Annotated in this window: 1 protein-coding gene; it reads left to right on the forward strand. The window is 42.2% G+C overall.

The window, feature by feature from the left end; genetic code table 11:
• The first annotated feature begins 180 nt into the window (after window positions 1-180).
• Window positions 181-1,074 carry a DMT family transporter gene (locus PX482_RS12275; RefSeq protein WP_002757462.1) on the forward strand — a complete coding sequence of 298 codons (894 nt, stop codon included), beginning with the start codon at window positions 181-183 and terminating at the stop codon, window positions 1,072-1,074.
• Window positions 1,075-1,361 lie beyond the last annotated feature (287 nt).

A 1,361-nucleotide genomic window follows, 5' to 3' on the forward strand; every position in this document is an offset into this window, starting at 1 on the left:
AGTGGGGTGTAGGGTGTGGGGTGTGGGGTGTGGGGTGTGGGGTGTGGGGTGTGGGGTGTGGGGAGAATAAATAAAATAATCTCCTATCTCCTGACGACCGGCTACTGACGACCGGCTACTGCCTACGGTTAAAATAACTGGTGAATAACATCATTGATCATCGCGTAAGCGTAGCCTATTTTGCCTCCTTCTAACGCCAAAATTATTTTTATCTTAACTATCGGTGTGGTGTCGGTTTCTGCATCGGCAATTTTTATCCGGTTAGCGATCGAAGCGGTAGGTAATGCTACGATCGCATTTAGTTTATTTTTAGCGACTTCGCGTCTGATATTGGCTTCTGTTGTCCTAATTCCGAACTGGTTGACCTTATCACGCCAAAAAGTCCCTATTAAAGCCTATTATTACGCAGTGGGGGCAGGATTTTGTTTAGCTCTCCATTTTGCTACTTGGATTACTTCTCTCTCCTACACCTCGATCGCCGCTTCCACCACTTTAGTCACCACTAATCCCCTCTGGGTTTCTCTGTTGGGTTGGTGGTGGTTTCGAGAAAAACCGAGCAAATTAACTTTTATCGGCATTTTTGTGGCTCTAACGGGGGGATTATTCATTGTTTTAGCCGATCGATATCTCAGTAGCTCTTATCCTAACCCTTTATTGGGCAATAGCTTGGCTTTAATTGGAGCAATTCTCGTCAGTGGTTATATTCTCCTCGGACGGGAAGCACAAAGAAAGGGCTTAAATATTAAGAATTATATAACTGTAGCCTACACTACCGCAGGATTAGCTTTATTACCTTCTATTTTCTTATTCGGTCAAGGTAACAAAAGCTATCCTTTGTCCGTGTATGTTTATGTGTTAATGATGGCGATTTTTCCGCAATTAATCGGTCATACTAGCTTTAACTGGGCTTTGCGATGGGTAGCACCGACAATAGTAACCATGGTAATTTTATTAGAGCCAATCGCCGCTAGTCTGTTAGGAGTGTTCATTTTTGGTGAAATACCAGCCCAAGAAGTCATTTATGGCGGATTAATTCTGTTAATCGGCGTAGGCATTGCTATTTTAGGCGGATAAGCTTGTTAGTGTATCTAATATTACCGGTTAAGTGTGATCTTGATCGCGGATGGTAATCACAGACAAAAGCTAGATTAGTGTACAATGCTAACTGCATGAGAGTTTAGACAATCTGACTCACTTGAGCAATAGGGTTTTCGGGGAATTAATTCCCTGACTAGAGTTAGAAATATCCGATCATCGAAAATTTTGGGTCTGAAACCCCGCCGTTTTAGGTTGGCTTTGCTGTTAAATATGAGCATCGTTTACGAAATATATGCTAAAATATGAGACATGGAAAAAGCCTA

Source organism: Microcystis sp. M53602_WE12 (assembly GCF_030065455.1).
Taxonomy (GTDB): Bacteria; Cyanobacteriota; Cyanobacteriia; order Cyanobacteriales; family Microcystaceae; genus Microcystis; species Microcystis aeruginosa.